The 26,983-nt window shown below is 33.6% G+C and carries 28 protein-coding genes and 5 pseudogenes; 15 read left to right on the top strand and 18 right to left on the bottom strand.

Translation table 11 applies throughout. The features are described from left to right. Positions 1 to 41: 41 nt before the first annotated feature. The 7 genes and pseudogenes from F6K23_RS10545 to hypB all read left to right on the top strand — a co-directional run bounded on the left by F6K23_RS10545 (position 42) and on the right by hypB (position 6,885). On the top strand, positions 42 to 329 hold the full coding sequence (locus tag F6K23_RS10545; protein WP_293154442.1) for a hypothetical protein: 288 nt from the start codon (positions 42 to 44) through the stop codon (positions 327 to 329). Between the two features lie 363 nt (positions 330 to 692). Next, on the top strand, positions 693 to 1,469 hold the full coding sequence (locus F6K23_RS10540; protein WP_293154439.1) for a Uma2 family endonuclease: 777 nt from the start codon (positions 693 to 695) through the stop codon (positions 1,467 to 1,469). Between the two features lie 177 nt (positions 1,470 to 1,646). Next, a complete protein-coding gene (hypA, locus tag F6K23_RS10535; RefSeq protein WP_293154436.1) occupies positions 1,647 to 1,991 on the top strand; it encodes a hydrogenase maturation nickel metallochaperone HypA in 345 nt (114 codons plus the stop codon). A gap of 387 nt (positions 1,992 to 2,378) precedes the next feature. Further along, on the top strand, positions 2,379 to 4,325 hold the full coding sequence (locus F6K23_RS10530) for a pentapeptide repeat-containing protein (RefSeq protein ID WP_293154433.1): 1,947 nt from the start codon (positions 2,379 to 2,381) through the stop codon (positions 4,323 to 4,325). Between the two features lie 140 nt (positions 4,326 to 4,465). Further along, positions 4,466 to 4,861: pseudogene (locus F6K23_RS10525) on the top strand (Rpn family recombination-promoting nuclease/putative transposase); the annotation flags it as partial. A gap of 148 nt (positions 4,862 to 5,009) precedes the next feature. Then, a complete protein-coding gene (locus tag F6K23_RS10520; RefSeq protein WP_367267683.1) occupies positions 5,010 to 5,432 on the top strand; it encodes a DUF2887 domain-containing protein in 423 nt (140 codons plus the stop codon). Positions 5,433 to 6,033: 601 nt separating this feature from the next. Then, complete coding sequence (gene hypB, locus F6K23_RS10515) at positions 6,034 to 6,885, top strand: hydrogenase nickel incorporation protein HypB (RefSeq protein ID WP_293154430.1); 852 nt, start codon at positions 6,034 to 6,036, stop codon at positions 6,883 to 6,885. Between the two features lie 360 nt (positions 6,886 to 7,245). Here the strand turns inward: hypB and F6K23_RS10510 are convergent, their stop codons facing one another. Both F6K23_RS10510 and F6K23_RS10505 read right to left on the bottom strand, forming a co-directional pair. Continuing rightward, complete coding sequence (locus tag F6K23_RS10510) at positions 7,246 to 7,608, bottom strand: hypothetical protein (protein WP_293154427.1); 363 nt, start codon at positions 7,606 to 7,608, stop codon at positions 7,246 to 7,248. A gap of 400 nt (positions 7,609 to 8,008) precedes the next feature. Continuing rightward, on the bottom strand, positions 8,009 to 9,124 hold the full coding sequence (locus F6K23_RS10505; RefSeq protein WP_375340752.1) for a CU044_2847 family protein: 1,116 nt from the start codon (positions 9,122 to 9,124) through the stop codon (positions 8,009 to 8,011). 840 nt (positions 9,125 to 9,964) lie between these two features. On the opposite strand from F6K23_RS10505, the gene F6K23_RS10495 reads away from it, so the two are divergent. The 5 genes from F6K23_RS10495 to F6K23_RS41710 all read left to right on the top strand — a co-directional run bounded on the left by F6K23_RS10495 (position 9,965) and on the right by F6K23_RS41710 (position 13,966). Then, the gene (locus F6K23_RS10495; RefSeq protein ID WP_293154424.1) at positions 9,965 to 10,981 is read left to right on the top strand and encodes a Gfo/Idh/MocA family protein; all 1,017 of its coding nucleotides are present in this window, start codon (positions 9,965 to 9,967) and stop codon (positions 10,979 to 10,981) included. Between the two features lie 451 nt (positions 10,982 to 11,432). After that, positions 11,433 to 12,470 (top strand): NADP(H)-dependent aldo-keto reductase, encoded by a 1,038-nt coding sequence (locus tag F6K23_RS10490; protein WP_293154421.1) that lies wholly within the window; start codon positions 11,433 to 11,435, stop codon positions 12,468 to 12,470. A gap of 560 nt (positions 12,471 to 13,030) precedes the next feature. Next, complete coding sequence (locus tag F6K23_RS10485) at positions 13,031 to 13,249, top strand: hypothetical protein (protein WP_293154418.1); 219 nt, start codon at positions 13,031 to 13,033, stop codon at positions 13,247 to 13,249. 92 nt (positions 13,250 to 13,341) lie between these two features. Continuing rightward, a complete protein-coding gene (locus tag F6K23_RS10480; protein WP_293154415.1) occupies positions 13,342 to 13,563 on the top strand; it encodes a hypothetical protein in 222 nt (73 codons plus the stop codon). Between the two features lie 130 nt (positions 13,564 to 13,693). Beyond that, positions 13,694 to 13,966, top strand: coding sequence for a putative toxin-antitoxin system toxin component, PIN family (locus F6K23_RS41710; RefSeq protein WP_367267682.1), 273 nt, complete (start codon positions 13,694 to 13,696; stop codon positions 13,964 to 13,966). A gap of 110 nt (positions 13,967 to 14,076) precedes the next feature. On the opposite strand, the gene F6K23_RS10475 is transcribed toward F6K23_RS41710, so the two are convergent. Continuing rightward, positions 14,077 to 14,580, bottom strand: a complete 504-nt coding sequence (locus F6K23_RS10475; RefSeq protein ID WP_293154412.1) for a helix-turn-helix domain-containing protein — start codon at positions 14,578 to 14,580, stop codon at positions 14,077 to 14,079. A gap of 186 nt (positions 14,581 to 14,766) precedes the next feature. On the opposite strand from F6K23_RS10475, the gene F6K23_RS41705 reads away from it, so the two are divergent. Continuing rightward, the gene (locus tag F6K23_RS41705) at positions 14,767 to 14,883 is read left to right on the top strand and encodes a type II toxin-antitoxin system HicA family toxin (protein WP_367267676.1); all 117 of its coding nucleotides are present in this window, start codon (positions 14,767 to 14,769) and stop codon (positions 14,881 to 14,883) included. On the opposite strand, the gene F6K23_RS10470 is transcribed toward F6K23_RS41705, so the two are convergent. Both F6K23_RS10470 and F6K23_RS10465 read right to left on the bottom strand, forming a co-directional pair. Further along, positions 14,880 to 15,476 (bottom strand): hypothetical protein, encoded by a 597-nt coding sequence (locus tag F6K23_RS10470; protein WP_293154408.1) that lies wholly within the window; start codon positions 15,474 to 15,476, stop codon positions 14,880 to 14,882. The two genes, F6K23_RS41705 and F6K23_RS10470, sit on opposite strands and share 4 nt — an antisense overlap. After that, on the bottom strand, positions 15,473 to 16,834 hold the full coding sequence (locus F6K23_RS10465; protein ID WP_293154405.1) for an AAA family ATPase: 1,362 nt from the start codon (positions 16,832 to 16,834) through the stop codon (positions 15,473 to 15,475). The genes F6K23_RS10470 and F6K23_RS10465 overlap by 4 nt, the downstream gene beginning before the upstream one ends. A gap of 173 nt (positions 16,835 to 17,007) precedes the next feature. On the opposite strand from F6K23_RS10465, the gene F6K23_RS10460 reads away from it, so the two are divergent. Then, positions 17,008 to 17,241, top strand: a complete 234-nt coding sequence (locus F6K23_RS10460; RefSeq protein WP_293154402.1) for a hypothetical protein — start codon at positions 17,008 to 17,010, stop codon at positions 17,239 to 17,241. Between the two features lie 17 nt (positions 17,242 to 17,258). Then, positions 17,259 to 17,582: pseudogene (locus F6K23_RS10455) on the top strand (type II toxin-antitoxin system PemK/MazF family toxin). A gap of 10 nt (positions 17,583 to 17,592) precedes the next feature. On the opposite strand, the gene F6K23_RS10450 reads toward F6K23_RS10455, so the two are convergent. The 13 genes and pseudogenes from F6K23_RS10450 to F6K23_RS10395 all read right to left on the bottom strand — a co-directional run bounded on the left by F6K23_RS10450 (position 17,593) and on the right by F6K23_RS10395 (position 26,829). Next, the gene (locus tag F6K23_RS10450) at positions 17,593 to 17,823 is read right to left on the bottom strand and encodes an addiction module protein (RefSeq protein WP_293154399.1); all 231 of its coding nucleotides are present in this window, start codon (positions 17,821 to 17,823) and stop codon (positions 17,593 to 17,595) included. 240 nt (positions 17,824 to 18,063) lie between these two features. Continuing rightward, positions 18,064 to 18,519: a hypothetical protein gene (locus tag F6K23_RS10445; protein WP_293154397.1), complete on the bottom strand. Its 456-nt coding sequence runs from the start codon at positions 18,517 to 18,519 to the stop codon at positions 18,064 to 18,066. A 155-nt stretch (positions 18,520 to 18,674) separates the two neighbouring features. Continuing rightward, a pseudogene (locus F6K23_RS41700) lies at positions 18,675 to 18,767 on the bottom strand (UvrB/UvrC motif-containing protein); the annotation flags it as partial. Positions 18,768 to 18,793: 26 nt separating this feature from the next. Then, entirely contained in the window at positions 18,794 to 19,825 is a 1,032-nt protein-coding gene (locus F6K23_RS10440; protein ID WP_293154394.1) for a hypothetical protein, read from the bottom strand. A 6-nt stretch (positions 19,826 to 19,831) separates the two neighbouring features. Then, entirely contained in the window at positions 19,832 to 20,317 is a 486-nt protein-coding gene (locus tag F6K23_RS10435) for a hypothetical protein (protein ID WP_293154391.1), read from the bottom strand. 90 nt (positions 20,318 to 20,407) lie between these two features. After that, positions 20,408 to 20,878: a hypothetical protein gene (locus F6K23_RS10430; RefSeq protein WP_293154388.1), complete on the bottom strand. Its 471-nt coding sequence runs from the start codon at positions 20,876 to 20,878 to the stop codon at positions 20,408 to 20,410. Further along, positions 20,859 to 21,089, bottom strand: a complete 231-nt coding sequence (locus F6K23_RS10425) for a hypothetical protein (RefSeq protein WP_293154386.1) — start codon at positions 21,087 to 21,089, stop codon at positions 20,859 to 20,861. Before F6K23_RS10425 ends, F6K23_RS10430 begins: the two co-directional genes overlap by 20 nt. 187 nt (positions 21,090 to 21,276) lie before the next feature. Beyond that, positions 21,277 to 21,423 (bottom strand): annotated as a pseudogene (locus tag F6K23_RS10420) (UvrB/UvrC motif-containing protein); the annotation flags it as partial. Between the two features lie 37 nt (positions 21,424 to 21,460). After that, the gene (locus F6K23_RS10415) at positions 21,461 to 21,925 is read right to left on the bottom strand and encodes a hypothetical protein (RefSeq protein WP_293154380.1); all 465 of its coding nucleotides are present in this window, start codon (positions 21,923 to 21,925) and stop codon (positions 21,461 to 21,463) included. A 268-nt stretch (positions 21,926 to 22,193) separates the two neighbouring features. Beyond that, positions 22,194 to 22,334: pseudogene (locus tag F6K23_RS10410) on the bottom strand (UvrB/UvrC motif-containing protein); the annotation flags it as partial. Positions 22,335 to 22,371: 37 nt separating this feature from the next. Next, positions 22,372 to 22,836 carry a hypothetical protein gene (locus F6K23_RS10405; protein ID WP_293154374.1) on the bottom strand — a complete coding sequence of 155 codons (465 nt, stop codon included), beginning with the start codon at positions 22,834 to 22,836 and terminating at the stop codon, positions 22,372 to 22,374. Positions 22,837 to 23,104: 268 nt separating this feature from the next. Then, the gene (gene uvrB / locus F6K23_RS10400) at positions 23,105 to 25,102 is read right to left on the bottom strand and encodes an excinuclease ABC subunit UvrB (RefSeq protein WP_293154372.1); all 1,998 of its coding nucleotides are present in this window, start codon (positions 25,100 to 25,102) and stop codon (positions 23,105 to 23,107) included. A gap of 881 nt (positions 25,103 to 25,983) precedes the next feature. Further along, on the bottom strand, positions 25,984 to 26,829 hold the full coding sequence (locus F6K23_RS10395) for a hypothetical protein (protein WP_293154369.1): 846 nt from the start codon (positions 26,827 to 26,829) through the stop codon (positions 25,984 to 25,986). Positions 26,830 to 26,983: the final 154 nt, after the last annotated feature.

Genomic DNA, 26,983 nt, shown 5'->3' with positions numbered 1-26,983 from the left:
AAACTTTGTACCTCATCAACTAGAAAACTGCTATAAAGAACATGAAAACTTTTTTTGATGCTAAGATTGAGATTCTAGAAATTAATAAGTATCAAGAACGTCCTGGATTTTCCGATAAGTATCATCTGGTTAAATTCTTACTTCAGTCAACCGGAATAAATTCGTTTGAAGTTAATATTTGGGTTCATTCTAATTATCCAGAAGCAGAAATAATTAAAGTTGCTAGAACTTTTTTAAATCGTCGTTTACAAGATTTTGTGGAATTAACAAGTGAGGATATTTATACACCTGATGAAGTTGATGCCTTGTGGCAGTCTTTCAACAATTAATAATTAATAATTAATAATTGATTTATATCATGTTCGGATAAACACTAACTATAAAGTCATTGCGACTGGAACGGAGTGGAAGGAAGCAATCTCACGGGTTTGAGATATCTCTTCCATCTATATCCTAATCATAACTATTCAACCGAACATGATATTACAGCACTTTTGAGGATAGTGAGGTACACTTATAGGACTATTCTTACATTCCCTATTCCCTATTCTTACACTCCCTATTCCCTATTCTTACACTCCCTATTCCCTATTCTTACACTCCCTATTCTTACACTCCCTATTCCCTATTCTTACACTCCCTATTCCCTATTCTTACACTCCCTATTCCCTAATTAATAAAGGAAAAAAATTATGTCTATATTACCAACACAAACAAATATTGAATCATCCCCCAAAAGTTTCAAAAATCAACCAAAAGATTTTGAATGTGTAGAACCAGATATTAGTGATTTTATTACTGAAGATGATACTCCTGTGGATAATTTAATTACTGAGAAACAACAACGACTATTAACTACTACTTTATATAGTTCTTTTTTAACAGATTTACCATTTTTAGCAACTGCGAATGTCGGGCTTTTTTACGGTAATAAAATACCACCACTTGTACCAGACGTTCTCCTCAGTTTACGAGTCAAAGTACCGGAAGATTGGAGTCAAAAACAGAATCGTTCTTATTTTGTATTTTCTTTTGGTAAACCTCCAGAAGTAGCTATCCAAATTGTCTCTAATAAAATCGGTAATGAGTTGGGTAGTAAATTACAAGATTATGCTTTTGCAGCGGTTGGTTATTATGTAGTTTTTGACCCACTCAAACAACTTGGGGAAACTATTTTACGAGTATATGAATTACGGGGTAATAGTTATGTAGAGCTAGGAAATTTCTATTTGTCTCAAGTGGGATTAGGTTTAACTATTTGGCATGGTATTTTTGAAGGAAAAGAATATGATTGGTTGAGATGGTGTGATGATTCGGGGAATATTTTGTTAACTGGAGATGAACGAGCTGAACAAGAAAAACAACGTGCTGAACAGGAAAAACAACGTGCAGAACATGAAAAACAACGAGCTGACCGACTAGCAGAAATTCTTAGACAAAGAGGTATTAACCCTGATGAACTTTTGTAGTTAAAAAATGTGGTGGGCGATCGCCTACTACTGACATTTTTTTGGGAGAGAGAAAATAGCTTTTTTATCAGTCAATATAAATAGTCTCAAACTAAATTTTTGATGCTGAAAGTTCTCTCCGTATCTTCTAACTTTTAACTTAAAAATTACCTGAAAAACTGGAAAAATTTTGTAAATATGCACGAATTAGGAATCACTCAAAATATTGTTGCCATAGTTGCTGAAAATGCTAAGGAAAAAACTGTTAAACGAGTCACTTTAGAAATAGGCGAACTTTCTGCCATTATGTCTGATGCTATTGAATTTTGTTTTGATGTTTGTAGTAAAGGTACTGTTTTAGAAGGTGCAAAATTAGAGATTATTAAAATTCCCGGTTTAGGAAAATGTCGTCAATGTGGAGCAGAATTTTCTCTAGAGCAACCATTCGGCGTTTGTCATGTTTGTAATAGTGTGGAAATAGATATTATTCAAGGTCAAGAACTTAAAATTAAGGAAATGGAAGTAGAAGAATTATGTGTCTAATATCAAGGGCGATCGCCAGGGAAAAATTACTACCAAAATAATATAAATAATAATTAAAAAATTGAGTATTTATCTTGTCATTGCGAGGCGGTCATATAATAAGGTTAACGTAAGCATTCAGCCGTCAGCTATTAGCTATCAGCTATTAATTTTGGAGAAGGTAAAAGCAACCTTTGAAATTGAGAAAGAATAAAAATTTACTGCCAAAGTCCAATTGAAAAAACTGAGAAGTAATTATTCATTACTAATTGCTGATAGCTGACTGCTAATAGCTGAATGCTTACAGGTTAACTTTGTGGTTATAGCAGCATTGACTGATAACTGATAACTGGAATAGAGTTTCTCAAATTGAGTAGAGGTTGGTTAATTTAGAGTCAATATTATGCAATGAAAGCTAGTGAATTACTGAGGCAATATCAGGACGGTGAAAGAAATTTTCAAGGGGTAAAACTCAGGGGTGAATCTCTTAGAGGAAAAAACCTTTCGGGAGCAGATTTTAGTGGTTCGGATATTAGAGGAGCAGATTTTACTAAAGCTAATCTTAAAGGTGCAAAGTTTTGTAGGGTTAAAACTGGATTACAACAACCACAATTTACTATTTATACTGGGGTAGTCATTATCCTACTGGTTTTAGCAGCACTGTCTAGTTCTTTAAGAGTTGTTTTAGGTGTAATTACTATATTATCAACAGCCATTATTTCTATTGCTCATGGTCGAACATCAACAATTAGAGAATTGCTTGCCACTATTAATACAGTTATAGGGATAGGAAGTGTTGTTTCCTTTTTTTTTACCCTGTTATTTTGCACATTTATTACAGGTTCTATTTCTAGGGTTATAGTTACAACTGGTTTATTACCCTTACTCTGGGTATTAATCGTTGGTAGTCTCATATCCATTCGAGGGTCTAGAGCAGGAATTGTATCTGGAGCAATAGCTCAAGTTAAACATGGCTTAATTCGTGTTACTTTAGCAATAAGCAATGAATTGATAAAAATGACGGTTATTAATTTGAGTGGTACAAGCTTCAGAAAAGCTGACTTAACTGATGTAGACTTTTCTCAAGCTACCATACAAAATACTAACTTTGGCTATGCTGTTCTCCACAATGTATTTTGGAGGGATGTGAGAAAATTTAATCAGCTTCGTGTTGGAAAAAGCTATTTAGCAAATCCAAAAATTCGCCAGTTAATTGTTACTGGGAAGATTCAAAACCAAAACTTTGACTACCAAAACTTACGCGGTGTTAATTTACAAGGTGCAGACCTCCAAGACGCAAGCTTTATTGGAACAAATCTTAAACAGGCGAACCTCCAGGATGCTGACTTATCCAGAGCTAAGTTAGTACAAACCCAATTAGATCAAACAGACTTAACAGGAGCAATACTCACCGGAGCTACTATCGAAGATTGGGGTATCACAAGTCATACAAAATTAGATGGGGTCAGATGTCGTTACATCTTTATGCGCTTACCTACAAAAGACGACCCCAACCCTCGCCGGAAACCCGATAACTGGCAAGAAGAATTTGAGAATGGAGACTTTGCCGATTTTATCCAGCCAATAGTTGATACCCTCGACCTTTACCACAACCAAGGAGTTGACCCTCGCGCTATTGCCATTTCATTGAAGCAGTTAGCCGAAAATCATCCAGATGCAGAGCTAGAAATTGTAGCGATGGAGAAACGAGGACAAGATAATCTTCTACTTCGTCTGGCAACTGCTCTTGGGGCTAACCTTTCCCAGTTGAATGCTGAATATTTTCAGACTTATCACGAAATAAAATCCTTAGCTCAGACAGAAGTAAAGGCACTTTTAGCGGAAAAAGATAATAGGATTTATAATTTAGAGAATATGATAGTAACGGCGTTACAGCGTCCTAGTTTTTATACACAAACTTATCAAAGTCAAGGAGACATTTTTATGGCTGATACCACTAAAAATGACTTTAGCGGTGGAAAATTTTCTCAAGGAGTTGTCAATGTTGACAAATCTCAAGGTAACCGAATAAGCGGACCAATTTATGCCAACCATGTAGGCGGAATAATTAATAATTACCCTCCCGAACAAAAACAAAACTTAGCAGATGCAGCAGTAGAAATTCAACAGCTTTTACAACAACTAGAACAAAATTATCCAAATGCAACAGAAATTGAAAAACAGAGTGCTTTAGCTGTAACTTTACAACAAGAAATTAAACAAAATCCCACATTGAAAGCTAGATTAATTAATGCTCTTAAAGAAGGAGGAATTGAAGCATTGAAAGTACTATTTGGTCCTATTGGGATTCCTATTGAAATGGTCAAAGGTTGGATTGAGGCAGAAGCTTCATAGTTTATCCAAAAAGTAGGTGAGTGCTTAAATATTCATCCACCGAATGTTAATAGAACATTTTGCTCAAATGACTGAGAAATAACAAAATTAATATTAACTCAATAATAAAATATTTCTACTGCCACTAAACTATAAATATTTTGAAAACAGACAGTATTTTCTATCAAATATTTCTCAACTTTCCTCAAATTTTCTTTGAACTAATTAACCAACCAAATACCAATACTCAAACTTATGAATTTACCTCTCGTGAAGTCAAACAATTATCTTTCCGTTTAGATGGTTGATTTTTACCAACTGATAATAATCCTAATAAACCTTTTTACCTCGTTGAAGTCCAATTTCAACCAGATGATAATCTCTATTATCGTCTATTTGCCGAATTATTTCTCTTTTTACGACAATATCAACCCCCCAATCCTTGGCAAGTAGTTGTTATTTATCCGAGTCGTAATATCGAAAGAGAACAAAATCAGCACTTTAGCAGTATTTTAGCCTCAAATAAAGTCCAACGGATTTATTTAGATGAATTGGAAGAAACTTTCAAGAATTTAGAATTTAGAATTTAGAATTTAGAATTACCTCTTCTTTTCAAGGAGAGGATTGACTCAAAGGAAAATTTTTATTTATTATCTCCTTAAAAGGGGAGGCTTTAAACCAGAATTATTTAATTATTAATTATTAATTATTAATTATTCGGTAAGTGGTTCATTAGGGATAATAGTTGTTAAACTGGTGGTAATTAAGCCAGAAAATCAAGCGATTAATTTGGCTAAATATTTAATTTATCAAGCAAAACAGGAAATTACTGAGCCAAAAATTCAACAATATTTAATTGACCTGATTGAAACAATTATTGTTTATAAGTTACCCCAAAAAACCAGAAAGGAGATTGAAGCAATGTTAGGTTTAAGTGAATTGAAAAAAACTAAAGTTTATCAAGAAGCTTTTGCTGAAGGTAAAGATGAAGGTGAAGTAGAAGCTAACTTAAAATCTGTATCTAATATGATTCGTTTAGGTTTAACTTTAGAGACTATTGCTGAATATTTAGATTTGCCTTTACAGGAAGTTCAAAGATTAGCAAAATTGACTGAAAATAGAGATTAAATTTTTTTCAATTTAATTAAGTAGGTAGACGCGAATCAACTTCACTATATAACCAAATTTTGGTGCAGTCTCAACCCTTGAGATTGCTTCCTTCCAATTCGTTACAGTCGCAATGACGTACTTTTCAATAATTAATAATTAACAATTAATAATTAATAATTACCTCTTCTTATAAAGAAGAGGATTGCCTAAAAGGAATTTTTTTTCTTCTCTTGGTTGATTGGATATGGCGAGGAGACCCGTTCTTGCAGACCCGCTCCGCTAACGCCATCCCTCAACCGCTTTTTTATCCATGAATGGAGAGGCTTTATACCTTAATTTTTCGGTAAATTTTCCCACTTACCAAAAAACCAAGTCCAAAGCCTCCACCTTTTAAGAGGATGAAAAAAATGTTTAATATCAAATCCGCATAGAATAAAAGGTGTTAACTATATATATACACCTTTTTTTTAACCCGGATTTGGTATAACTCAGTATTTCAAGTCTTTGATTTTAGTCGGAGGTTCACTGATAACTGATAACTGATAACTGATAACTGAAATGACCTACTTATAATCAAATCTCAAAAACAAAAAATCAAAGAAATGGAGAAAGAAAAATTATGTGTGTAACTTGCGGTTGTTCCGGTAATAATCAAATTACTATTACTAATTCTCAAACAGGAGAAAAAATGACAGTAGATAAGCATCATTCCCATACTCATACTCTCCCAGATGGCACTATTATTACTCATACTCATTCTGATAATCATACTCCTGAACATAATCATCAGGAAACGGCAGAAGTTCATGCCAAAATGCACGGAACTATTATTAGTTTAGAACAGAAAATTTTACAGAAAAATGACCTGATAGCTGCCCAAAATCGTGGTTGGTTTAAAGGTCGAAATATTCTGGCATTAAATTTAGTTAGTTCTCCTGGTTCTGGCAAAACAACTTTGTTAGCTCGGACTATTAACGATTTAAAATCTGAGTTAACATTTAGCGTCATAGAAGGCGACCAAGAAACTATTAATGACGCTGAAAAAATTCGCCAAACTGGTTGTAAAGTAGTGCAAATTAATACTGGTAAAGGCTGTCACTTGGAAGCTGCAATGGTAGAAAAAGGTTATACAGAATTAAACCCTCCTTTAGATTCAATTTTGATGATTGAAAATGTGGGGAATTTAGTTTGTCCGGCTTTATTTGATTTAGGAGAAAATTGTAAGGTAGCAATTCTATCAGTTACCGAAGGAGAAGATAAACCGATTAAATATCCCTATATGTTTCGAGAAAGTCAGGTAATGATTCTGACGAAAATTGATTTATTACCTTATGTACAATTTGACGTTAATCGTTGTATTGAATATGCAAAACAGGTAAATCCTAATATTAAGATTTTCCAGGTTTCTGCCACAAGTGAGGAAGGTTTAAATGAGTGGTATGAGTGGTTGAAAAATCAAATTATTTCTTAGAGAAAATAAGGAAAGGAAACAGAGGAGAAAGAAGGTAAGCATTTATTTGAATAAAACATCAATTCAATAACTATAACGTTGGAGTTTCTTTGATATGTCTATTTCTGGAAGGAGGTGAGCGCTATTTTCACTCCATCTCAAAACTCTTGTACAATAGATGAATAAAACATCAATCTAGCGATCGCTACTTTCTCAGAATTTATCTAAAATCTAAAAACTATAACGTTGGAGTTTTTTAGTATTTGTGGGATAAGGCGATCGCTATTTTGTCTAAATTCAGCAAGACTCTCTCATATAGGAAAGTGTTTAAATTAACAACTGACTTTAAGGATCAGGGAGCCAACTTTTGTAGTAAGACAATTAATAAAGCTTTGAGCGTAAACTAACAGCAATAGCTGATAGCTGATAGCTGATAACTGACGGCTGAATGCTTACCATTCGTGTTTCATTAGAGTCAATGAGAGATATAAATTTTGAAGACTTTTTATTTGGTACTGAATTATGATCATCAATATTTTTTAACCAAGCATTTAATTCAAAATATTCGTCAGCAGGAGAAAGTTTAGCCAACAATATATAGGATTCAACTTTTGCTGACTGATAGGGAAAAAAATCTGTTGAAGATTCATTGGTATTTTCTGTTAAAGACTTTTTTGGTGCTAATTTTTCTAATTTATCTTGCAATTGATAAAGATTAGCCTTTATGTGCATTTTTGTGAGCATTCAGAATGGTTCGCCAATGCTATTTCTGGCAATTCAGATAAAATCCGGTTATACAGTTATCAAAATAATATGGGTCTAAAACCCCGCCAAGGCGAAATCTTTTTGGAGCGGGGCAAATACCCGTTACAAAAATAACTTCTGACTTCTGACTTCTTTAACGCACTCTCTACTTCCATTCCATGCAGACATAAAATGCCGGAATATCCCCAGATAATTCCCACTCTCCTGACTAGGTCTTCGGTCCTCCTGAATTATACGATAACTAATTATCCGCATACTATATCAAACTGTTCCCTAAATCTTAAAGAAATCGCGACACCCTAACGCGGGAAAAGAAAAAAATAGGAAAAAAAGACCAGCACAACAGAGGGAAAAAATCTTAGACTCCGAAACTAAGAAACTATACACCAGGCAAATAAACCACACGGAAACCTCTGTTATTGTTGCAGAAGTCGGCATCTCCCCAGAGACGGAAAGCACTCCGACAATTCCAAGGTTCATCCTCCCAATACCCACCACGAAGCACTCGTATCTTACTATCTTCTCCAGTTTCCCAAGCACTACCATCATTAGGTGCACCTTCATAGTTATCGTGTCTAATATCCTGACACCACTCCCACACATTCCCGTGCATATCATATAAACCAAAAGCATTAGGAGGAAAAATTCCCACATCGGTTGTCTCCCCTCGATATTCACCTTTAGGGGCATCGCCATAAGTATAGTTACCATTATAGTTAACTAAATCGGTCGTTATAGTTTCCCCAAAATAAAAGGGTGTGGTTGTACCAGCGCGACAAGCATATTCCCACTGACTCTCACTGGGTAGCTTGTAGGTTTTCCCAATTTTTTGGGATAACTTTTGACAAAATTTTGTAGCGTTATGCCATGTTACATTTTCTACAGGGCGCTTTCCTCCTTTAAAGTGAGAGGGATTTTCACCCATAATAGCTTGATATTGGTCTTGAGTAATAGGGTATTTACTTATATAAAAAGGTTGCAGAGTAACTTCATGTTGGGGAGTTTCACAATTATCTGTTTCTACTTCATTTTCTGGGGAACCCATAACAAAACTACCCCCAGGAATAGAAACCATTTCCAACATTACACCTTTACCCAAATCTTCAGTAAAAAATACTGCTTCATGGGAACTACGATTAATTTCTTCACCTTTGCTATTTACCATTATTACATCAAATGGTTTTGGTGCAATTGGTTTCAACACTAACTTCACCTTTAAATTTGCATCTGGTTTTCCTTTAGTAATATAAAGATTACCTTCCCCCTCGAAATTAAAACCTACTTCCACTTCAGCTTGTTCAATTTCCATCTCTTTATTAATTTCTTGCCAAGCTTCAGCAATAGGACGACTAATACTAACTAATATAGGTTTAACTTGTGCAAAACTAGATTTAACATCTTTAACAACATTAGTAGAAATCGGCTTTGCTTCATTATCTGGAACTTCAGCTTCAACCAAAATCCCATCTTCCAGTTTAATTAGTTTGGTGGCCATGTATGTTGATTCCTGAATTTAACTGCTACTCTATTCAAGCACATCACAGTAATTTGTTCTCTGAATTTAAAATAACTCATCAAACAAACATTTTAATTTTTAGGAAAAGGCGAATATCGCATTTATAAATCTAAAATAGATGGAGCAGAGAAGTTTTGCTAGGGGATATCAGAATTTAGGAACAAAAAAGGCTGTAGTAATACCAATAATTCTTGTTGTTTATGAGTGGATGATTATAAGTCTATTAGACTTGTCGCTTTATAACTTACAAAAATCCCAAAAACCTTGTTCTGTAAGGATTGTAGCTATTGGATAGCAAAAATGCTTGGAATTATTGCTCTGTCTAGGTTAGAGTTATTTTTTCCCTTTATTTAGCGACAACTCTATTCTCAAGTTGGATTCATTTTGGCGATCGCATACATAAATGATTTTGATAATTTTACCTTATTTTCTATTTTGGAGATATCTAATGTTGCGTTCTTTCTTGTAAGAACATTCAATAAATTGTTCTGAAGTTTCTATTGAAATGAACTTTACACATTGATCGATAAAATTACTGAAGTCGCATCCCCCTGAAAGCATATCACAAATTACGTTGTCATCTTTAAAGGTTTTAGAGAAGATTTCGCTAAACCTTAATTATTCGGTAATAAAGGAATTATACTTTTTGACGTAAAAGCCTCTTTATGTCTATCTTATAGCCTATTTTAGGCTGCTGTTTTGTGTAAGTCCCGCTAACTATTTGTAGTAAAAATTTATCAGATTGGTATAACTTTATCAATATTGCCCAAGTTACATTAAATGTGGCTGAATTCAGCATCTAACTAAGGAGACTGTTGCATGACAGATACATTACGATTTGGTATTGTGGGAACGGGATTTATTGCCAGGGTGATTGCCCAAGGATTAGTCGATGCCAAAAATTGTGCTTTAGTGGGAGTAGCTAGTCGTTCCATCTCTCGAGCACAGGAGTTTGGCCAGCAATTCGGAGATGTTAAAGGGTTTGACAGTTGGCAAGATTTAATCGCTTGGTCTGGGGTGGATGCAATTTATATTGCAACTCCTACTGCCTTAAAAGAAGAAATTGCTGTGGTAGCTGCGCAACAGAAAAAGCACGTTTTAGTGGATAAACCCTTTGTGACGTTAGAGTCTTTGCAAAAGATTACCATAGCCTGTAGGGAAAATCAAGTCTTGTTTATGGATGCAACCCATTTTGTCCATCATCCCAGAATTGCAACCATTAAGCAAACTATGGAGGAAAGCATTGGTAAGGTTCAAGCGATACGAAGTGCCTTCTATTTTCCCCTTAGCGATCGCAGTAATATTCGTTTCAATCCCGAATTGGAACCAAAAGGAGCTTTAGGGGACTTAGGTTGGTATAATATGCGGGCAACAGTTGAATTTTTAGCTCCTAACATTAATTTAAGCCAAATTTCAGTCAAAGTTAAACGAGACACCGAAACTGGGGGGATTGTTCGTTGTTCTGGTATGCTCGCTTTTGATGATGAGAGTACCTCGACTTGGGATGCAGGATATACTTCAGGTGCGATAACGATGGATTTGGCTTTAATTGGTACAAAAGGCATTATTACCCTAGATGATTTTGTGTTAGATTGGGTGAATAGTTTTGCCTTTAAAAATCCTCATCTCAAGGCGGGTTTTTATCTCAAAAATGGTATGGATACCCGTGGGGATGTCAAATTTATTGAGGTAAAAAGTGAGCAAAGTTCTCAGGTGAAAATGGTTGAAAATTTTGCTGATGTGGTGTTCAATGGTGTTACTAATTCTACAACAAATTATTGTCAAGTGAGTGAAAAAACTCAAGCTTTATTAGATGCAATTTGTGGTTGTGTTTAGTTATTAACAGGACTTACGCAAGATGTGAAACTATACACCAATTGTAGAGGGTGAATGCCATTCGCCCCAAGATATGGTGGTTATGCTTCAAGAATTTAGAATGCGCGAATGCGCGAATTTAGAATTACCTCTCCTTGAAAAGAAGAGGATTGACAAAGAGATGAAAATTTTTATTTATTATCCCCTTAAAAGGGGAGGCTTTAAACCATAATATTTCGGTAAGTTCTGTTCCTGTTAATGCTAGGATGAAATTAGAGAATTTACTAAGAAGATATCTGAAAAGTTTTTTGATACTGAATTTTGCCCCTCTAGCCCCCCAACTTTGGGGGAGAACAAGAGTCAATTTGCTTCTAAAAGTCCCCCAAAATTGGGGGATGCGCGGGGGCTTGGATTTAGCAAATGGGACTTCTCAGACAACCTCTAAAAGACAAAACCTCTAAAAGACAAACCGATGAAATATAACAAACTTGGTGATAGTAACCTAAATGTATCAGAAATTTGTTTAGGGACTATGACTTATGGGCAACAAAATACCATTGAAGAAGCTCATCAACAACTTAATTATGCTGTTGCTGAAGGTATTAATTTTATTGATGCAGCAGAAATGTATCCAGTGCCAACTAAGGCTGAAACTCAAGGAAAAACTGAAGAATATATTGGCGAATGGTTGGCTAAACAACAGCGGGATAAATTAATTATTGCGACAAAAGTTGCTGGACCAAATCCTAAAATGACTTGGATTCGTGGGGGAAATAATCAAGTTAACCGCCCCAATATTCAGCAAGCAATAGAAGACAGTTTGCGTCGTCTTCAAACTGACTATATTGACCTCTATCAAATTCATTGGCCTGACCGTTATGTACCTCTATTTGGGGCACCAGATTATGACCCAAAAAACGAACGAGATACTACACCTATTGCCGAACAATTAGAAGTATTTGGCGAGTTAATTAAGGCTGGAAAAATTCGTTATTTAGGAATAAGTAATGAGACAAGTTGGGGAGTTTGTGAATTTTGTCATTTAGCAGAAAAATTAGGTTTCCCAAAAATAGTTTCGATTCAAAATGCTTTTAGTTTAGTTAACCGTGTTTTTCATATAAACTTAGCCGAAGCTTGTCGATTTAATAATGTGGGATTAATGGCTTATAGTCCTCTAGCTTTTGGTATTTTAACTGGTAAATATTTAGATGGAATTCCAGAAAATTCTCGTCTATCTTTATTTCCTGGATTTGACCAACGTTATCGTAAAACAAATTTAACTGAAGCAATAAAAAATTATGTAGAAATTGCTCATAAAAATAATATGACTCCGGCACAATTAGCATTAGCTTATGTCCGTTCCCAATGGTTTGTAGCTAGTACAATTATTGGGGCAACAACTATGGAACAATTGAAGGAAAATATTAGTAGTGTGGAGATAAATTTGACTGAGGAAATTATTGCTGAAATTGATGCTGTTCATGCTAAATATCCTAATCCTACACCTTAGAATAAAAGAGTAAAGAGTAAAGTGAAAATTATTCAGTTTAAGTTTTAGCTAGTAGATATAGGGAGAGTTAACGAAGTCAGAAGTCAGAAGTCAGAAGCGGTGCGACCCCGCGACGACGCCAGTCGCAAGGGAACGCGCACCAAGAGAGTCAGAAGTCAACCCACCCCTAACCCCTCCCAGGAGGGGAAGTAGGGATTTTGAGCAACTCTCCAAAAATATTGCGCCTTAAAAGGCGGGGTTTTAGACCCATGTTGTTTTGATAAATTTTGAGAAAATAATTCCTTATGAAATAGCTAATGGTAGTGTATCGTTTCATCTAAAAATGTGCATTAGCTTTTAACTTAAAAATTCTTACTTTTGACTTTTGAATGCATGACTTTTGAATTTAATCTAATGCACTATTTTAGGTGAAACAGTCCAGTAGGGTGTGTTAGCGCTAGCGTAACGCACCAAAAACTATATATAGTTTCTTAGCGTAAGTCCTGTACTAATATCTTAATCAGTTGACTTTTGTTATCTTCTATCAACTTCTCAAATAGACTAACTAACTTTAATTTATTATGGAAAATATTACCATTCAAGTTGACTCTGAAATAGCCAAAGCGTACCGAGAAGCAGAACCGGAAAAACAGCAAAATGTGCTTCTTGTTTTTAACCTTATTCTTAAAGAACTTTTCAAAGATGCAAGTTTTGAAGAAATTGTCCAGCAAATTCGTCAAGAAGCGGACGAAAATGGTTTAACACCTGAAATCTTAGAAGAATTATTACAAGATGAGTAGGTTACGAATTATTTTAGATACTAATATCTGAATCAGTTGACTTTTGTTATCTTCATCAACTCCTCAAATAGATTAACTAACTTTAATTTATCATGGAAAATATTACCATTCAAGTTGACCCTGAAATTGCCAAAGCTTACCGAGAAGCAGAAGCAGAAAAACAGCAAAAAATCCAAATTTTTCTTAACCTAATGCTGAAAAAAGCGATTAGCCAAAAACCACTCTTAGATATCATGGAAGAAGCGAGTCAACAAGCAATTGCTAATGGAATGACACCAGAGATTTTAGAATCAATTCTTAATGATGAAAACTAAGCGTATCGTAATTGATACAAACATAATTGTAAGTGCATTAATATTCTCTAAATCGACCACAATGCAAGCCTTTAGAGAAGCGAAATAAAACGGATTAATCTTAATTTCTGCTAAAATTTGAGCGGAATTAATTGATGTACTCAGTCGTCAAAAATTTGACCGCTATCTATCAAGAGAAATTCGTGAATATTTTTTAGCTAATTTAACCAAAGAAACAGAATTAATAGCTATTACCGAAACAATTGATATTTGTCGAGACCCTAAAGATAATAAATTTTTAGAATTAGCTGTTTCTGGAAATGCTACTCATATTATCACAGGAGACAAAGACTTATTAGAATTGCATCCTTTTCGAGATATTTTGATTGTTACACCAAGTCAATTTTTAAATAGTTTATCTTGAAACAAAATACCAAAAACATGAAATAAGAATTTGAATCCTTAGAGTTTATGGGTATACAACAATATGATACTTATTGACAAATAACCTCCTGTTTAGCATCAAAAAACAATTTAATTATTATGATTATTTTTATTTTCATCCAGATGCTCGTCAACCTGCAAATCTTGTAGCGATAATTCAGGAACTTCTGATGTGGGAATTGTGAGATTAAATTGAAAGACTATTTTATCTTGTTCCAGATTAATATTCGTGATATTTACAATGCTTTGTTCCGGTAATAAACTTTTAACTGGCACTTGTTCTAACTTAGATTTATAACCATAATCATCCAGCAATTCATAAATTTTCCGCCAGTTTTCTACTTTTTCAACCTTCTCTAAAAGAGATTTGACATATCTATAAATCGTTGCACATAAATCTGACTCTACACCTCTAGGAATTTTACCTAAATGTTCGGCAATTTCCGAAGGACTAAAGCCACATAATAATCCTCTTAAATGAGCCTTTTCAATAGGAGTAAGATGTTTTCCTTTTGCAGAAGCTAAATCGGCATAAAGACTTTCTAAGTCCCATTCTTGTGCAGCTTGGCTGAATATTTTGTCAATTTGAGCCACTTTTAAAGATGCAGATGACTATTTACTTGCATCTGTTCCCGCATTAAAAGGATGTCATATACAAGCAAAAAGTTATGATGAATTAATGGAACGCATTCAAGAAGCTATTGAACTTTGTTTAGAAATGGAGAACGAATAATTTGAACCCTTAGATTTTGTGGGTGTATAACGAGTAGAAATTCAGCAATGACTAATATTCCAGAAGTTACCGGAAAGGAAATGATTTCAGCTTTAAAAAAAACAGGTTTTAGTGTTGCTAGAATTAAAGGAAGTCATCATAATTCTGAAGTTTTCCTAATCTAAAAATCATTACCAATAAGCAACCCCTTAATTCGACTTTCTAAGTTGCCAATATCTTCAGAACATAATTGACGAATGCGGTCATACTGTTGCGCCGCTTCTTTAGCTAACTCTTTACGACCTTCTCCAACAGAATCTAATAGTTTTTTCTGTTGAAGTAAAGGTAAAAAATAAATTTCTTTAGGATTAATTTCTTGACGAATTTCTTGCCAATTATACTCTCTTGGTAAGTCTTTTAAACCAGCTAAAACCCAAACTTCGATTTCCTGCCAAGCATTTTCTGCCAAAAATAACTGCCGATCGCCTAAAATCTCGGTAGCTTGTTTTTCAATTTTATCTAAAGCTACTTTGTGACCTTCCTTACCGTCTCGGTCTACGCAGAGTAGAAACAGGTCAACCATTGGATATTGATTGATAATGGTTTCAATATTTTCCCATTTTAAAGCTTCACTTATTCCTCCAAGTAGAGGGTTTTGACAAATCCTGACTTTAATGCTGCCACTCCTTTTTTTCACAGCTTTGATCATAGCAGTAATAATAGGTTTGAGCATATATTGGTCTTTGCGAAAATCCTCCGGTATGACTAAAACGTTCATTCATCTACCTCATCATCACTGATAAACTCCATCACATTTTCTAACCATGCTGACTCGTGAAGGTGAGCCAAACTTTGTTCATTGAGAATACGCGGTGCATCTGGAATATCTAAAACACGGATAATTTTGGCATCGGATCGGTTTTCTAAACGATAGATTAATGATACTGCTTCTAAGGTACGATCGCTCACCAATCTAAGCAACTGGGAAGAATGAGTAGTTGCAATAATTTGGATTTTTCCTTGAGAAGCTTGACTTTCAATAAGTTGAAGTAGGAAATGCAAACGGGTGGGGTGAATGCCATTATCTAGTTCTTCAAAAAAGTAAAATTGAGCTGACTCTGAACCAAGCAAAGCTGCAATTATTGCTAGAAAACGTAGAGTGCCATCTGATGCACTATAAGCTGATATTTTTTGTCCGTTTTCTTCTACTAAGGTTAGTAAAGTTTTGCCTGTAAAATCAGTCGGAAACTCAAAATCTTTAGCATCCATTGGAGTAAGTTCCCGTATCCATTCCAGCAGTGTTTCTTTTTTTTGGGTATTTTGACAAATATCTAACAGTACAGATGAAAGATTTTCACCGCGATCGCCCAAAACATTCTGTCCGGGAAAGGATGGTAAACGTATCACTTCTGGGTTGATATCCAGAAATCTCATATTACTAAATGCTTGTAGGGTAAATTTTAACTTGTCTCTTAAAGAAGTTGTTAGTATATATTCTTCTCCTACAGGAAGATCTAATTCTTGTAGGGCAGCTTTTAACTTCTCTCTTGACAAACTTGGTCGTATATATCCTTCTACTATAGGAACATTAGTTATTTGTGCCATTTGTGAAAGAATAGGTTGGTGAAAACTTAAAGGAATTAGCGGATTTTGGTAGGGTTGATTATATACTTTAACAATTAAATTTTTTGTTTCTTTTTCAACCTGTAATTTAGCTTCAATTAAACTTTCTGATTCTCCAGTAAATGTCAATCTTTCTGTCATAATATTCGGTGGTTGATTATCGCTTCCTAAATTAACCTCAATCTCATAAATTGCTTCTTGTTCAGTTTCCTTTTCTTGAGAATAGTCGGGGATAGAAAATGTCACTTCCAAACCAAAATTATTACCCTGAAAACTAGCTTCTTTTGTACCTCCCCTAATACCACGCCATTGCAAAACACCACCTTCTACATATTTTTCCCCCATAATTTCAGCAAGGTTATAGCCACGAGAAATACCATGTAAAAATCGTAGGGCATCTCGAATGTTACTTTTTCCAGAAGCGTTAGTGCCGATTAAAATAGTAAATGAGTCTAGATATAGTTCGGCATTTTTGAAGTTTTTAAAGTTTTCTAGTCGTAGTTTTTTTAGCATAAATTTATCTGCCTTTATCCTGGGATTTTTTTCCTCTACTCTTTTGATATTATCAAAACTTTTGCTACAATAAAAATATTCAAAATTGTAGGGTCTAGTTGAAACAGGAATTTGCTAGCTATGAGTATAGAACCCATTTAGTATTTATTTTTTTATACATCTCAACTAATACTATGAACGCAAAAGAACAAATAAATCAACAATTGAACCAATTAAATGAAGAACAACTTAACCAAGTTGCTGACTTTATCACCTTTCTAAAATTCAGAGAAAAGTTAATTAAACCTAACCTAAATACAGAAAAATTAGCCCAACTTTATCAAGAATTTGCAGAAGAAGATCGTCAACTTGCCGAAGAAGGAATCAATGAATCTGCTGATTTATTAACTCAAGAAGAACGACTATGAAAACTGAACGAGGATAAATTTGGATTGCCAGTCTTAACCCCACACAAGGTTATGAACAAGCCGGAATTCGTCCAGTCATTATCTTTCAAGAAAACACAATTTATCAATTTACTACAACTATTATTGCCATCCCTTTAACTACTAATTTAAGACGAAGTTCTTTGCCTAGTTGTTTACTTATTCCTAAATATGAAGGTGGATGAAATCAAGATTCAGTTGCTTTATGTCATCAATTAAGAGTATTAGATAAAACTCGTTTAGGTCGCCAGTTAGGAAAACTAAGTCCAACCATCATAAATGAATTAGAAAGTATTGTATTATTTACTTTAGGTTATCAATGAAAAATATATTTCATTGCTCTAAAATTTTCCTCACTTCAGCTAAAGTTTCTTCTCCTGGTATAGGTGACACATTACCATTATAGATTTCATATCGACGTTTTTTAGCTTCACTTATCCAAGCTTTTTGAGTCTTTTCATCTATATCAAACTCTAAACTTTCTACCAACTTTTCTGCTAAAAAAGCTCTCTGTGTATTTGATAGATATAAAGCTTCTTTCATTAGTTCATCAATAGATAGCATGATTATTATTTTCAAGATTACAAATGCTTAAATTTTAGTATAAAAATAGGGTAAGTATTCAGCTGTCAGCCATCAGCTATCAGCTATTGTTTTTGGTTTTAGATTTAAACCATCCCCACATAAAACTTTATTTTCTATAATAATGGATAGCTTTAAAGACTGGATATTATTGCTAATAGCTGAATGCTTACAAAATAGCATTATTTATTCAAATATTCCTAAAACAATAATCAAAGTATTTTATTCCTGAATAATATCTGATACTTCTTTTTGATAATCGTTATAGTGTTTCACTTTTGTATAAATATTAAGTGCATTTGTCGTCCAATTTACAATAACGAGTGAACCCAACATTACTAATATTTTTGATAGAGAATTTGCTAACATCCTAGAGGAAAAAAGAGAATCAAACCAAGTAGCAGAGAAAATAATTAAAAAACTTAAAGTTATAGTCTTTAAAATATTAATTAAAAGATACTCAACCAGCATCATTCTATTTTCATAATATTGTTTAATTTGTTGATATTCTTCCTTGATTTTTCTAATTCTCTTTTGTTTTGATTTGTAACTGCGAGATGAGAGAATTTTATCAATTTTGGGAGTTAACAAATTGGCAAATACAGCAAATGGAACAGAAAGAAATAATCCCAGGAAAAATTTATAATCAGTTAAAATATCACTCAAAAGTTTTAACATGAAAGTTCTCCATTAAAAGCTGAACACTAGACAATAACTAAGACAAGAATTTGCTTTTCATAAAAGACTTAAATATCTGACTAACCTGATAACTACCATATTACTAATCTTCTCTTCTTAATTGAGAATTTTTCTAGTACAGAAATCTATTTAACCTAATTACCTACTAATTTATCCCGCAAATATTTAATTCTATCCCGCAATTTAGCTGCCTCTTCAAACTCCAAATTTTTCGCCGCTTTTTTAAGAATTATTTACTAGAGATTTAATAAATTTATAGATTCAATATTTTTTTTCTATCCATTCGGAAAAAATCAGTCAATAAACCGATTATACTTTGCAGCTCTATTGGGAGTTTTGAAGGTGTTGTAACAACTTCTGAATAAGCACAACTCTCAAAAAATTTAGCATTTTTAAATAAGGAGTTCATATTAGTAGTTTGAGAAAAGTAATCTGACAAAATTTCAACAGGTCTATTCTTAGTTTGTTTATCAACTTCTCTTTTAAGCGTTGTAGCAATATTTTTATTTCCTATTACTGAAGATGCTAATTTAATAGCAGCATTAGTTATCCTTTCTGTACCTTCTTTACCTCTCTCTCCGTAATTAAATCCATTCTGTAAAATTTCAACTCTAGTTTTTATATCAACAGAAGTAAATCCTTTAATAACAAAGTCAGTACAAATTAGTAAAAAGGCTGTATTGATATATAAAAGCCTTAGAATACTGATATTATTATCTGCTTTTGTCATAGTTTGTTCTAGAAAAAAATTTATTTCTTGGAGATATTCATTACAACCATTAAAATTAAAATTGCTTAAAAGCCTACCTTTTGACATCTGGTATCTTCTTTTATAATCATCTTCTTTTTTTTCAACATTTTGAGTCGATATATCTGAAATAAAATTTTCTTCTGTAATTCTATTTGAGTTAACTCTTCGAGAAATTATTTGTTTTAACACATCGCCAGTTATCACAATAATATTATTTGCCAAACCAAATTTCTGAGCTTCATCTTTTGTGGATGCTGTAGCAACAATAGCTCTTTCTAATTTTAAAGTAGTCTGTAAACCCTTAGCCCAAATTATTCTTTCAAATGCTCTAGGATCCTTTTTGTTTTTAATGTCAACATTAGTCCGTTCTCTAGAAAAAGCTGAAGCTTTACTATACAACCATAGATCAACATCTGTAATGTCAATTTGATTATATGTAAATGGAAGTGAACGAACTACAAAATAACTTTGTTCGATAAAATACTTTCTAAGTGCTTCTTCTGCTGTTTCACCCTTGCCAAGTTCTTGCTTCATAATCAACTATTTACCACTTCTCAATATATCTAATAATTCTGCAACATTTTTTCCAGTTTGTGAGTTTTGTGACTTTCTTTCGTAAGTTCTATTTTGCTCAGGAGCTATATAGTTTGTTATTGAAGCACTAGGAATTGACATAAGTACTTCAGTGCTAATATCACCATCATTAATTACTTTTAATGCTAATTCTCCAACATCTTTTTTCAAAAGTTTCATATTGTATCTATTTAAATATTGTAGCGATACTTCAACCTGAATTACACCGCGAAGTTCTAACACTTTATAGTCGTTTCCAATAGCTGTTGCTGGACTAACCCATTCTCCATCAATTAGCTTTTCCATAAGTCTCTGAATCATTGTAATTTTTCCTCTATAAGAATGACTTTTCGTCATGCCAAATGTTAAAGACGTTACAAATAATTTAGCTAAATCAAATGCGTCTTCAACAGTAGCATTACCAAACTTTGAAAATGCAGATGGTTTTGTCACAAATTTGTGTATGCCTAGTTAATTACTCACAGTATTGACATCATATATACCTATAGAATGTAATTTCCTAAATAGTTTCTCCTCAACAATTTATTGTGCGATATCTAAAGGCAAACAACTTTGATATTTCAGAAGTTCATCTAGCTCCTTAATTCTCCTAGTTTCTGATTCAGATAAAGAAGAACAGACGGCATTAATTTTCCTTATATCATCATGCCTAAATAAATTACCATTAAATAAAATTTTTCTAGAATCATCTACACTAGCTGCATCTATAAATCCAATTTCTTCTGAACCAATTAGCAAATCATCAGTTTTTTTATTAGATATTTTGTAAGTGTCACTTATATATTCTTTTGCTTTTTTATACCCCTGTGGTAATTCAGAAATTTTTTCTGATAAATCTATAACAGCAATTTCAGTATTATCTGGATTTTCATCATAAAAAATTGATGTTGTATGTTCCAATGTAGCAGGAGTAGTCAGTCCTAGAATATGAATTTCAGTAGAGCTAGAGCTGATTAATTTTTGCTTTTCAAGTTTATCTAAAATAACTGGCATCTCTAGTTTTCAAGTTAATATTAGCAGCTTTACCCAGAGTTTTTAACCTTTTGTGAGATATAGACATTTCTTCAGAAGCAGCCAAACTAGATAGTAATAAACCACACTTTCCCGCAAGATTAATATTCTCATAATCATTGGCAGCATATTTCATATCTTGGAGTTTATCTGTATGATGAATAATCCAAGCACCTTGAGTTCTTTCATCCATTTCTATACTTTTATCAATGATTTAGTTTTAAGGTTAACTCTATCCTAAGATAGCTTTATTTAATTTAGCCACTTCTATATAAACATTGGAGATATTCAATCTTTAACATTACTCGTTTTCGACATAATTTTCACCTGACAATCATAATAAGTCTGACAAAATTGTTCAAATAACTAATACCTAAAACTTACTCCCTATTACCCACTAATTTATCCCGTAGATATTTAATTCTATCCCGCAACTTAGCTGCCTCTTCAAACTCTAAATTTTTCGCCGCTTCTTTCATCTGAGTTTCTAACTTTTTAATCAAGTCCGGAATATCATCCAAAGATAATTAATCTACCTGTTTGTCAAATAATAATTAAAGTATTTTATTCCTGAACAATATCTGATACTTCTTTTTGATAATCGTTATAGTTTTTCACTTTTGCATAAATATCCAGTGCATTTGTTGTCCAATTTACAATAACGAGTGAACCCAAAATTACTAATATTTTTGATAGAGAATTTGCTAATATATTAGCTATACTAGCGGAAAAAGTAGAATCAAGCCAAGTAACAAAGAGAATCATTAAAAAACCTATAGCTATAGTCTTTAATATATTAATTAAAAGATACTCAACCAATATAATTCTATTTTCATAATATTGTTTAACCTGTTGATGCTCTTGCTTTATTTTTGTAATTCTCTTTTGTTTTAATTGGTAATTGCGAGATGAGAGAAATTTCTCAATCTTGGGAGTTAACAAATTGGCAAATACGGCAAATGGAACAGAAAGAAATAATCCTAGGAAAAATTTATAATCAGTTAAAATATCACTCAAAATTTTTAACATGAAAGTTCTCCATTAAAAGTTGAACATTAGACAATAACTAAGACAATAGTTTTATTTTCAGAAAAGACTTACAGCGGATTCCACCTTGCTGAGGTACACCCGCACGAGCAAGATGCTCGCACTGGGAACATTAAATTATTAAAATTATTAATATGTGTACTTTATATACTTGGAATCTGCTGTAAATATCTGACTAACCTGATAACTACCATATTACTAATCTTCTCTCTTTAATTAAGAATTTTCCTAGTACAGAAATCTATTTAACCTAATTACCCACCAACTTATCTCGCAAATATTTAATTCTATCCCGCAATTTAGCCGCCTCTTCAAATTCCAAATTTTTCGCCGCTTCCTTCATCTGACTTTCTAACTTTTTGATCAAGTCCGGAATATCATCCAAAGATAATTAATCTACCTGTTTGTCAAATAATAATTAAAGTATTTTATTCCTGAACAATATCTGATACTTCTTTTTGATAATCGTTATAGTTTTTTACTTTTGCATAAATATCCAGTGCATTTGTTGTCCAATTTACAATAACGAGTGAACCCAAAATTACTAATATTTTTGATAGAGAATTTGCTAATATATTAGCTATACTAACGGAAAAAGTAGAATCAAGCCAAGTAACAAATAGTATCATTAAAAAACCTATAGCTATAGTCTTTAATATATTAATTAAAAGATACTCAACCAATATAATTCTATTTTCATAATATTGTTTTACCTGTTGATACTCTTGCTTAATTTTTCTAATTCTCTCTTGTTTTAATTGGTAATTGCGAGATGAGAGAAATTTCTCAATCTTGGGAGTTAACAAATTGGCAAGTACGGCAAATGGAACAGAAAGAAATAATCCCAGAAAAAATTTATAGTCAGTTAAAATATCAGTAAGAGTTTTTAACATGAAAATTCTCCATTAAAAATTGAACATTAGACAATAACTAAGACAATAATTTTCTTTTCAGAAAAGACTTACAGCGGATTCCACCTTGCTGAGGTACACCCGCACGAGCAAGATGCTCGCACTGGGAACATTAAATTATTAAAATTATTAATATGTGTACTTTATATACTTGGAATCTGCTGTAAATATCTGACTAACCTGATAACTACCATATTACTAATCTTCTCTCTTTAATTAAGAATTTTCCTAGTACAGAAATCTATTTAACCTAATTACCCACCAACTTATCCCGCAAATACTTAATTCTATCCCGCAATTTAGCCGCCTCTTCAAACTCCAATTTTTTCGCCGCTTCCTTCATCTGACTTTCTAACTTTTTAATCCACTCCGGTAACTCTTCCAAAGACAATTCATCCACCTGCTCATAAACCTCTTCCAACTGTTGAGCATTTAAACGCCGCGACACATCCAAAAATGCCAAAATTGCATTACTTTGTTTCTTAACAATAGGCTTAGGTGTAATATTATTCATCTTATTATATGCCAACTGAATTCCTCGCCTTCTTTCAGTTTCATCAATAGCTTTAATCATACTATCCGTCAAATTATCAGCATATAAAATAGCCTGACCCCGGACATGACGCGCCGCCCTACCAATAGTCTGAATTAATGAACGTTCCGCTCGTAAAAATCCCTCCTTATCCGCATCTAAAATAGCTACTAAAGAAACCTCCGGTAAATCTAAACCTTCCCGTAATAAATTCACCCCAATTAAAACATCAAAATCTCCCTCTCTCAACCCCTGCAAAATCTCAATTCTCTGAATAGAATTAATCTCCGAATGCAAATAACGAACCCTCACATTTTGCTCCTGCAAATATTCAGTCAAATCTTCAGCCATCCGCTTAGTTAAAGTTGTAATTAAAACCCTCTCTTCCTGCTTAACCCTTTCCCTAATTTCCCCTAATAAATCATCAACCTGACCCTCAGTCGGACGCACAAAAATTTTCGGGTCAACAACACCAGTCGGACGAATAATTTGCTCAACAATTCTCTCCTCAGACTTTTCTATTTCCCAACTTCCAGGAGTAGCAGAAACCAAAATACATTGATTAACCTTTTGCCAAAATTCATCAGATTTTAAAGGTCGATTATCCGCAGCACTAGGCAAACGAAACCCATGTTCAATTAAAACTCTTTTCCTAGCTTGGTCGCCATTATACATTCCGCGAATTTGTGGAACAGTAACATGAGATTCATCAATAACTAATAACCAATCTTCCGGAAAATAATCAATCAAACATTCCGGCGCTTCCCCTGCTTTTCTACCTGCTAAATGCCGAGAATAATTTTCCACACCATTACAATATCCCACCTCCCGCAGCATTTCCAAATCATATCTACAACGCTGTTCCAAACGTTGAGCTTCTAACAACTTTCCTGCCTTTTCTAATTCCTCTAATTGCTCATCTAATTCTGCTTCAATATCATTACAAGCTGCTTCTAACCTCTCTTCAGGAGTAACAAAGTGACGCGCAGGATAAACATTTAAATACTCTAAACTTTGCAGAATCTTTCCAGTTACAGGGTCAACATAACGAATAGCATCTATTTCATCCCCAAAAAATTCTACCCGAATAACTCTATCCTCATAAGCAGGTCCGATTTCCAAAACATCGCCCTTAACTCTAAACTTTCCTCTACCTAAATCTAAATCATTTCTGGTGTATTGAACTGTCGCTAAATCTCTCAAAATTTGTCGTTGATTAACTTCTTCTCCCACCTGCAAAGAAATAGCAGCCTTTAAATATTCAGCAGGCATTCCCAAACCATAAATACAACTAATAGAAGCCACAACAATTACATCTCTACGTTCAAAAAGAGACCGAGTTGCCGAGTGACGCAACATATCAATCTCATCATTAATAGAAGCAGTTTTTTCTATATATGTATCCGTCACCGGAATATAAGCTTCCGGTTGATAATAATCGTAATAACTAACAAAATACTCAACCGCATTATTAGGAAAAAAATCGCGCAACTCATTACATAATTGAGCAGCTAATGTTTTATTATGAGCCAAAACTAACGTCGGTCTGCCAACATTTTTAATTACAGAAGCTATGGAAAAAGTTTTACCCGTACCTGTAGCTCCTAGTAATGTTTGAAAGTCATGTCCAGCTTGAATATTAACAGTTAATTGAGCGATCGCTCCAGGTTGGTCACCAGTAGGTTTAAAGGGAGCTTGCAAACAAAATTTTGCCATAATAATTTTAGCAGTATTTATATTATTCTCAATTGTATAGCGCTACGCGCAAGGCAACAGGCAAAAGCTCCGGAAGGCAATAGGGGAAATACAAAAGGGTTTGCTGCTTCTATTCATATCAAACACCTTAATGCGTAGCGCTATATATTTTAATTTCAAACTTAGGAGCCATTTCAATAATTGATAATTGATAATTGATCATGAATAATTGATAATTACCTCTCCCTAAAAGCTATCCCTTACCGAAAAATTATGGTTTAAAGCCTCCCCTTTTAAGGGGATAATAAAAAAAATTTTCATGAATTTGTCAATCCTCTTCTTTTCAAGGAGAGGTAATTATTCATTATTCATTATTCATTATTAATTGTTGAACCATAAGTCTTGAAAACCTTGTGGGACTCACCTCTACACCCCTAACCCCTCCCTGGAGAGGAAGGGGAGCAGGGAGCAGGGGAGAAAGGAGAAAAAATCATAGTAGCTAAGTAAAACTACTAAAGTTGTCCAAAAAAAAGTATGGAAAAATACATTTTTTCTCCCGAAAAAGCCGAGCCAAGACTAACGCATAACTCGTCTATTTTGTCAAGCTTTATATTAAGAAAGATGTGGGTAATGGATAGCCCTAAAAGGAAGAAGATTGACTAATAATAAAAAAAAATTTTCATGAATTTGTCAATCCTCTTCTTTTCAAGGAGAGGTAATTATTCATTATTCATGATTCATTATTAATTGTTGAAACGAGTCCTGAGGATTAATGCCACTATATTCGGCAAACTTATCCAATTTTCGCCAGTTGATGTCCCTCCATTCATACATCAGTTTTGGTTCCGTGTTCATAAATCTATAATTACATCTGTGCTAAAAATCTTGCTTTCAACTTTAACCTACCTCTCAACCGCACTAGGAGTAAACCGAACTTCTATCCGACGCCGACTCTGGTTTGGATTACGATTTACCCCGGCAAAATCTCCCCCAGGATTATATAATTGTGCTGCAGAATAAGCCCGAAATTTTAAACCCAATTTTTTCAAACGAGGATTTTTTTGCAGTTCTTGTACAACAGATAAAGCACGCATCAAACCTAAATCTGCATTTGAACCTGGTACTAAACTATTAACAGATTCATTACCCTTAGCAACTTGTTCTAACTGAGTATCTAAATTACTTCCACTTCTCTGATTTACTTGACCATCAGTATGACCTATTACTTCAACAACATAACCTTTATATTCCTTAGCAAAATCCTCTATTTGTTTAATTAAATCTCCCTCAATAAAACTTTTTAAATCTCCCGATATTTCCGCACTTCCTGATTCAAATCTTCGAGACTGAGAATCTCTAATTACTATCACAGGTGGAGACTTCAATTTTTCAATTTCTGTTTCTAGTTGTGTGACTCTATTTGACTTTTGCTCTAGTTCATCTTTAGATGTAGTTACTAATCCTTGTAATTTTGTTACTTGATTTTGTAAATTACCAATTTGTCCTTGTAATCCTGTTACTTCACCAGTCTTTTGTTGAATTTGATTTTGTAAATTAGTAATTTCTTGTTGCAGTTGTAGGGCACGATTTTCGTTGGCATCAGAAATTGACTCTATAAATAGAGATTTAATAATAGCTAATAGCAATAATAAACTTAATATCATAAAAGAGTTAGACATTAAGTCTGTAAATGCCGGCCAAATTTCTAGGTCGCGATTATCCTCAACAAGTCGTGAACGATGACGCATAATTATTTCTAAAAATAGGGAGTAGGGGAGTAGGGGAGTGGGGGAGTGAGGGAGTAGGGAAGATTGAATATTGAAGTAATTATAGAATTATAAAGATATATTGTATAACCGGATTCTATAATTCTATCCATTACCGAAAAATTCGGTCTAAAGC

This window comes from Okeania sp. SIO2C9 (assembly GCF_010672455.1).
Lineage (GTDB): Bacteria > Cyanobacteriota > Cyanobacteriia > Cyanobacteriales > Microcoleaceae > Okeania.
This window is presented reverse-complemented; position numbering and strand designations above follow the sequence as displayed.

Coding starts and splice junctions, on each gene's coding strand:
- F6K23_RS41705 (WP_367267676.1), top strand. CDS start 14,767: ATGACTAATATTCCAGAAGTTACCGGAAAGGAAATGATTTCAGCTTTA.
- F6K23_RS10480 (WP_293154415.1), top strand. CDS start 13,342: ATGGAAAATATTACCATTCAAGTTGACCCTGAAATTGCCAAAGCTTAC.
- F6K23_RS10415 (WP_293154380.1), bottom strand. CDS start 21,925: ATGTTAAAAATTTTGAGTGATATTTTAACTGATTATAAATTTTTCCTA.
- F6K23_RS10490 (WP_293154421.1), top strand. CDS start 11,433: ATGAAATATAACAAACTTGGTGATAGTAACCTAAATGTATCAGAAATT.
- F6K23_RS10540 (WP_293154439.1), top strand. CDS start 693: ATGTCTATATTACCAACACAAACAAATATTGAATCATCCCCCAAAAGT.
- F6K23_RS10510 (WP_293154427.1), bottom strand. CDS start 7,608: ATGCTCACAAAAATGCACATAAAGGCTAATCTTTATCAATTGCAAGAT.
- F6K23_RS10465 (WP_293154405.1), bottom strand. CDS start 16,834: ATGCTAAAAAAACTACGACTAGAAAACTTTAAAAACTTCAAAAATGCC.
- F6K23_RS10425 (WP_293154386.1), bottom strand. CDS start 21,089: ATGGATGAAAGAACTCAAGGTGCTTGGATTATTCATCATACAGATAAA.
- F6K23_RS10470 (WP_293154408.1), bottom strand. CDS start 15,476: ATGAACGTTTTAGTCATACCGGAGGATTTTCGCAAAGACCAATATATG.
- F6K23_RS10450 (WP_293154399.1), bottom strand. CDS start 17,823: ATGCTATCTATTGATGAACTAATGAAAGAAGCTTTATATCTATCAAAT.
- F6K23_RS10530 (WP_293154433.1), top strand. CDS start 2,379: ATGAAAGCTAGTGAATTACTGAGGCAATATCAGGACGGTGAAAGAAAT.
- F6K23_RS10495 (WP_293154424.1), top strand. CDS start 9,965: ATGACAGATACATTACGATTTGGTATTGTGGGAACGGGATTTATTGCC.
- F6K23_RS10430 (WP_293154388.1), bottom strand. CDS start 20,878: ATGCCAGTTATTTTAGATAAACTTGAAAAGCAAAAATTAATCAGCTCT.
- F6K23_RS10445 (WP_293154397.1), bottom strand. CDS start 18,519: ATGTTAAAACTTTTGAGTGATATTTTAACTGATTATAAATTTTTCCTG.
- hypA (WP_293154436.1), top strand. CDS start 1,647: ATGCACGAATTAGGAATCACTCAAAATATTGTTGCCATAGTTGCTGAA.
- F6K23_RS10505 (WP_375340752.1), bottom strand. CDS start 9,124: ATGGCCACCAAACTAATTAAACTGGAAGATGGGATTTTGGTTGAAGCT.
- F6K23_RS10460 (WP_293154402.1), top strand. CDS start 17,008: ATGAACGCAAAAGAACAAATAAATCAACAATTGAACCAATTAAATGAA.
- F6K23_RS10395 (WP_293154369.1), bottom strand. CDS start 26,829: ATGCGTCATCGTTCACGACTTGTTGAGGATAATCGCGACCTAGAAATT.
- F6K23_RS10405 (WP_293154374.1), bottom strand. CDS start 22,836: ATGTTAAAAACTCTTACTGATATTTTAACTGACTATAAATTTTTTCTG.
- F6K23_RS10440 (WP_293154394.1), bottom strand. CDS start 19,825: ATGAAGCAAGAACTTGGCAAGGGTGAAACAGCAGAAGAAGCACTTAGA.
- F6K23_RS10485 (WP_293154418.1), top strand. CDS start 13,031: ATGGAAAATATTACCATTCAAGTTGACTCTGAAATAGCCAAAGCGTAC.
- hypB (WP_293154430.1), top strand. CDS start 6,034: ATGTGTGTAACTTGCGGTTGTTCCGGTAATAATCAAATTACTATTACT.
- F6K23_RS10545 (WP_293154442.1), top strand. CDS start 42: ATGAAAACTTTTTTTGATGCTAAGATTGAGATTCTAGAAATTAATAAG.
- uvrB (WP_293154372.1), bottom strand. CDS start 25,102: ATGGCAAAATTTTGTTTGCAAGCTCCCTTTAAACCTACTGGTGACCAA.